4 protein-coding genes are annotated in these 6232 nt (G+C 71.1%); 3 read left to right on the plus strand and 1 reads right to left on the minus strand.

Translation table 11 applies throughout. The features are described 5' to 3' along the window. The first annotated feature begins 66 nt into the window (after window positions 1-66). Window positions 67-1344, plus strand: a complete 1278-nt coding sequence (locus tag ACFUPX_RS36855) for a pyroglutamyl peptidase (protein WP_383332731.1) — start codon at window positions 67-69, stop codon at window positions 1342-1344. A 9-nt stretch (window positions 1345-1353) separates the two neighbouring features. Here ACFUPX_RS36855 and ACFUPX_RS36860 read toward each other — a convergent pair whose 3' ends face one another. Continuing rightward, window positions 1354-2145, minus strand: coding sequence for an EI24 domain-containing protein (locus ACFUPX_RS36860; RefSeq protein ID WP_383332733.1), 792 nt, complete (start codon window positions 2143-2145; stop codon window positions 1354-1356). Window positions 2146-2316: 171 nt separating this feature from the next. Here ACFUPX_RS36860 and ACFUPX_RS36865 point away from each other — a divergent pair, with 171 nt between their 5' ends. Both ACFUPX_RS36865 and ACFUPX_RS36870 read left to right on the plus strand, forming a co-directional pair. Further along, window positions 2317-4917, plus strand: a complete 2601-nt coding sequence (locus tag ACFUPX_RS36865) for a M14 family zinc carboxypeptidase (protein ID WP_383332735.1) — start codon at window positions 2317-2319, stop codon at window positions 4915-4917. 154 nt (window positions 4918-5071) lie between these two features. Continuing rightward, window positions 5072-6232, plus strand: a 1161-nt coding sequence (locus ACFUPX_RS36870) for a serine hydrolase domain-containing protein (protein WP_383332737.1), incomplete at its 3' end; no start/stop codon positions are given.

Below are 6232 nucleotides of genomic sequence, written 5' to 3' on the forward strand. Positions count from 1 at the left end.
GCCCTTTCGGAGGCGCCTTCCTGCCGGGATACTGCGACCACCCCCACCGGCCACGGAAGGACTCCCGTGTCACTCTCGCCCAACGTCTCCCCCCGGCTCGCCGCGCTCGGTGTCACCCTGCTGCTCTCCCTCACCGCCCTGCCCGCGTCGGCGGCCACCGCCCCGGCCGCCACCACCGAGGAGCAGCGCCTGGACCGGGCGGCGCCGCAGGAGATCCTGCGGCGCAGCGGGTTCGACGCCGTGGCACCGGAGTTCGCGCGGGCCCTTGGCCGCGCCCACTCGTACGGCGAGGCCAAGCGCATCGTCGAGCGGCAGGGCGAAGCGCTGTGGCGGCGTGCCGTGGACCGGGCGCAGGGGCGGGGTCCCGCGGCGGGCAAGGGCGAGGACCTGAGCCGGGACGACGACCGGCCGCTGTACTGGGCCCGGCTCGGCATGACGCGTGAGCTCCGGCAGTGGGAGCCGGCCCGCTTCGGGGTGGACGAGGCCCGGCGAGGGCGCCTCATACGGGCGTTGGAGGACTCCTCGCGCGGCCATGACTCCATCCGCTACCCGGCCAAGGACCGCGCGGGCCACCGCCTCAAGCGCATCCTCGTCACCGGCTTCGACCCGTTCACGCTCGACCGTGACGTCCGCATCAGCAACCCGTCGGGCGCCACCGCGCTCGCCCTGGACGGCACCGTCATCCAGACCGCCGACGGGCCCGCCCGGGTGGAGACCGCCGTCTTCCCCGTCCGCTGGGACGACTTCGCCCAGGGGACGGTCGAGCGCACCCTGCGCGCGCACCTGCCGCGCGTCGACCTCTTCACCACCATCAGCCAGGGCCGCGCGGGCCGCTTCGACATCGAGCGGACCAACGGGGCCTGGCGGGGCGGCTTCCCCGACAACGAGAACCTCTCACGCACGCAGACCGTCCCCGTCACCGATCCGGGCTCGCAGCCGCAGTGGACGTCCACGACTCTCCCGTACAAGGAGATCGTGGGCGCGCGGACCGGCCGCTTCCCCGTGTACGACAACACCTCGGTGACCGAGATCCCCGCAGGCCAGAGCGCGCCGGTGGTCCGGCCGGACGGGCCCACCGCCGGTTCGACGGCCCGCGAGGGCGGCGGCGGCAACTACCTGTCGAACGAGATCGCCTACCGGGCGACGCTGCTCCGCGACCGGCTCGGGCTGCACGACCGCCTGCCCGGCGGCCATGTGCACACGCCGATCCTGCAGTTCGGGGCGGGGAACACGGACCCGGCCACGGGCCAGGTCACCGACCCCGAGTTCGTGCGCAACCGCCTGGACATCATCGCGCAGGTGAAGAAGATCCTGACGGCCGCCATGGACGCCCCCAGGTCCTGAGCAGCGCTGCTAGGAACGCCCGCCCGCAGCGGCCGACGCCGGGTCGTCCGCTCCTTCCCCGCTCTCCTCCCCGAGCAGCTCCCGCGCCATCAGCGTCGCGCCCGCGACCGCTCCCGGCATCAGGAACACCGCGACGAACGGGACGATGAACGCCACGGCGAGCGGGGTGCCGAAGCCCCACGCGAGCTGCCTGCGGCCGCGCAGCAGCGCGAGCCGCTCGCGGGCTTCGACGCCCCGGCGCTGGAGTGCCACCGCCGTCAGCTCCTCGACCAGGAAGAAGCCCGTCACGCAGAAGCCGACCACCGGGACCACGGTCTGGCCGACGACCGGGATGAAGCCGAGGGCGAAGAGGAGGATGCCCCAGATCGCGGCCCGCAGGACGATGCGGAGGCTGTCGCGTGCGGAGATCCACAGTTCGCGCCAGAGCGGCAGGCCCGACTCGGGGGCGAATCCGGCGACGGAGATGTCGACCTTCTCCGACAGCGACTCGTAGAAGGGCTGGCCCACCAGGAGCGTCACGGCAGTGAAGGTGACCACGGAAAGCAGGAGTGCGAGCGCGAAGAGCAGGGCGGTGAGGAAGCCGCGGAAGAGGCCGATCCACGGCGACGACCAGTCGTCCGCGAAGGGCGTCGCCCAGCCGACGAGGTCCGTGCCCCAGGTCGCGAGCGCCACGAGCGCGGCCGCGTAGAGGAGCAGCGTGATCAGGCCGGGCAGCAGGCCGACTCCGTACTGCTTGCCGTGCTGGGCGACCCAGCGCTGGCCCTTCATCAAATAGCCGAAGCCTCGTCCCAGATCGCGCATGCTCCCCAGCCTATCCGCCGGTCGCGGCCCCGCGGTCCACGGGACGCGTGGGGCCGAAGGCCCTCTTGTTGCGCGGGGGTTGAACCGGTAGACCACGCGTACTGACTTCTCTCCAGGTTTCCCTTCAGGTTCCTCTCCAGGTCCACTTCAGCTTCTCTCCAGGAGGTATGTATGGGGTTGTCCCGGCCATCCAGACCGGTTCTGCTCGCCACCCTCGCCTCGGCGGGCGCCCTTCTCTTCACCACCCTCGCTCCCGGCAGCGCGACCGCCGACCCGACTCCGGGCGGTCGCGACATCCTCCGCGAGGGCTCGCCCCTGAGCAGTACGGAACGGGCCGCCAAGGCTCCGCAGAGCGCCGCCGACCGGGCCCTGGGGGCTGCGGGGAGTCCCGGCCTCGCCCCTGACCAGGGCAAGAACCGCGGTTATCCGCGCGAGCAGAAGCTGACGCCACCGCCCGCGAATCCGGACGACAAGTCGATAAAACTGGGCCTTTCCCCCTATCACTCCATAGCCCCGAAGCTGAACGGCATCCAGGGCATCGGCGATCGCGTCAGCGTGGAGATCGCGGGCCGTTCGGCGGGCGGGCACCAGCTCTATCTGGTCACGGTCACCGCGCCCGAGTCCGCCAAGGAGGCGGCCCGTCAGGAGCGGATGCGCGAGCTCATCGAGAACGCGCCGGGCAGCGCCGCGAAGGATCCGGCGGTCAAGTCCTCGTACAAGACGCCTGTCTTCATCAACAACAACATCCACGGCAACGAGTGGGAGGGCACGGACGCGGCCCTGAAGCTCATCGAGAAGCTCGCGAAGGCCAAGGACGGAAAGTCGAAGGACCTGCTCGCGCACAACCGGCTGTACTTCAACGTCACGGCCAACCCCGACGGCCGCGTCGCGGGCACCCGCGAGAACGCCAACGGCTTCGACCTCAACCGCGACTTCATCACCGCGTCGCAGCCCGAGGTCCGCGCGATGCGGCAGATCGCCATCGACAAGCAGCCCGCGGTCATGATCGACCTGCACGGGTACGTCAACGGCACCCTGATCGAGCCGACGACTCCCCCGCACGGCGAGAACTACGAGTACGACCTCTTCCTCAAGAACTCCTACGCCAACGCGCTCGGCATGGAAGCCGCGGTCAACGGCCTCGGCTACACCCCCGAGAAGGACGGCGTCGAGCCGGCGATCATCCCCTTCCGTGACCAGGAGGAGGGCTGGGACGACTGGCCGCCGATCTTCACCCCGCAGTACATGCCGTTCCACGGCGCGGTCGCGGCGCACACCATCGAGTTCCCGATGACGGTCAACAACGACGAGTACGACGAGCTGCCCGTGCCCGAGCTGCGGCGGCGGTCCGCGATCAACGTGGACATCGCGGGAGCGGCGATGTCGGCCACGCTCACGTACACGCAGGAGCACCGGACTTCGGTGATCGCCGACCAGATCGAGACGTTCCGGCGTGGCGCGACGGGTGCGGCGCAGGTGCCGGTCTCGTCGCAGACCGTGCCCGGGGTGCCGGGGATCGGTCCGGAGGACGTCTACACGACCGACTTCCCGCGTGCGTACGTGATTCCGCGCGGCGAGCAGAAGGGCGGGCGCGGCCAGCGTTCGGCGGCGGCGGCCTCGCGGCTGGTGGAGCATCTGCTCGACAACGACGTGCGAGTGCGGCGCGCGACCAAGGACTTCAAGCTGGGTGGCACCTCGTACGCCGAGGGTTCGTACGTCGTCGACATGCGTCAGCCCAAGCGCGGGATCGCCAATGTGATGCTGGCCGACGGGCGCGACATCAGCGACAAGGTGTCCACCATGTACGACATCTCGGGGTGGAGCCTGGGGCGGTTGTGGGGCGCGACGGTGGACCCGGTGAAGGGTGGCTCGCTGTCCGGTGTGCGGTCGCGTGCGGTGGACTCCGCCTCGCGTGTCGGCCGTGTCGCTGCGCGCGGGGATCTTCGGCTGCGGCTGGACGACGCGCGGGAGGTCGCTGCTCTCAACTGGCTGCTCTCGCGCGGCACTTCCGTGCGGCGGGCCGATGACGGGAGCGTGATTCTGCCGTCATCGGCGCGGGGTGCGGCGGTCGCCGCGGCGAGGAAGTACGACGTCGCCTTCGACGCGACGAAGGCGAAGGGGGGCGCTGTCGTGCGCGCCACTCGGGTGGCCGCTGCCGTCACTCCTGGTGAGCTGTTCGCTCTGCGGGAGATGAACTTCGATGTGGTGCCGGTTTCGACCGCTGTCCTCAACGGCGGGTTCGACTGGAAGAAGTCGGGTGCGGACGCGTTGTTCGTTTCGGCGGGGCTTTCGTACGGGGAGTTGAACGCGGGGGCTCGGGCCGGGCTCGACTCGTTCCTTGCCGGTGGGGGCGGGCTCGTCGGGCGTGGGGCGGAGGGGGCCGCGTTGAATTCCGACGCGAAGTTGCTTTCCGTGACGGCGGTTGCCGGGAACGGGGACGCCAATGGTGTGGTGCGGGTCGTCAACTCCCGTGGGGCTGTTGCCGGGGGTGCGCCTGAGCATTCCTTCGTCTATGCGCCCATGTGGTTCACCGGGCTGGGGAGTGGGGTGCGGGTCGAGCAGTCCTATGGGGCTGGGAATCCGCTGCTCTCCGGGCACTGGCGTGCGGTGGAGGGGGCCGGTGGGCCCTCTGATGCGGCGGGGCAGGCTTCTGTCGTGAGTGGGGCTGCTGCGGGGGCCCGTGTGGTCCTGTTCGGCACCGAGCCGCTGTTCCGGGACCACCCCAAGGGGGTGTTCCCGCAGGTGGGTCGGGCGTTGCTGAGCGTGGGCTGAGGCCGGGGCTGAGGGTGGGGGCTGAGGGCCGGGCGGTCCCTGCGGGGCCTTCCCCAATCCCGCCCCTTCCCGAAACCATGGGGCTCCGCCCCCTGGACCCCCTTCAAGATGTCCTCAAACGCCGGACGGGCTGGAATAGAGGCAACGAACACCCATGACCCGCGAGATCAAAGTCCAAGGCACCACCGCAGCCGGATACGAAGCCGTAAGGGACGAGTTCGCCTCCGTGCTCGCCGCCGAGAAGCCCGATCATGCCGCGCAGCTCTCCGCCTACGTACGAGGGAAGCAGGTCGTCGATCTGTGGGTGGGGCCGGACACCGGTGGCGAGACGCTCTTCGGGGTGTTCTCGTCCACCAAGGGCGCCGCCCACCTCGTCGTCGCGCTGCTCGTCCAGGACGGCGTCCTGGAGCTCGATCGTGAAGTGGCCCACTACTGGCCGGAGTTCGCCGCCGAGGGGAAGGGGGGTGTCACCCTCCGGGAGCTGCTCGCCCACCGAGTGGGCGTCGTCGGGGCCGACGGCGGGTTCACGCCGGAGGAGATCGCCGATGACCGCGCCATCGCCGAGCGCCTCGCGACCCAGCGCCCCTTCTGGCGCCCCGGAACCGCCTTCGGCTATCACGCGCTCTCCATCGGCGCGCTCTCCGGCGAGGTCGTCTTCCGGGCCACCGGGCAGACGCTGCAGGAGGTGTACGAGGAGCGTGTCCGCGCCCCGCACGGGCTCGACTTCCACCTCGGGCTCCCCGAGGCCCTTGAGCCCCGGTTCCGGTCCGTCCTGCCGATGGCCCCCTCCCCGACCGAGCAGGCCTTCCTCGACGCGCTGCCGCCGCAGCCGGGCAGCCTGCCGTCCATCGCCTTCAACCGCAACGGCGCCCACCCCACCGACCTGGAGGCGTTCCCCAACTCACGCCGGGTGCGGGCCAAGGGGAACGCGTCGGCCGGTGGTGTCGCCTCCGCGCGCGGTCTCGCCGGGATGTACGCGGCGGCGGTCACCGGGATCGACGGCCGGGAGCCCCTCCTGAAGGCGGACACCGTGGCCGCGTTCGGGCAGATCCACTCCACCGGACACGACCTGGTGGTGCGCGCGCACAGGTCGTTCGGGCTCGGGTTCCAGAGCACTGCCGAGTTCAAGTACCCGTTCCTCGGCGCCGGGACCATCGGGCACAGCGGCGCGGGCGGCTCGCAGGCGTTCGCCGACCCCTGCAGCGGGCTCACCTACGGGTACACGCGGCGGCGGTTCGCCTTCCCGGGCGGTCCGGCCGCCGAGAACGAGCGTCTCGTGCAGGCGATCCACACCTCCACGGTCGCGACCGCCGGC

The organism is Streptomyces sp. NPDC057302 (assembly GCF_042667685.1).
Classification (GTDB): domain Bacteria; phylum Actinomycetota; class Actinomycetes; order Streptomycetales; family Streptomycetaceae; genus Streptomyces.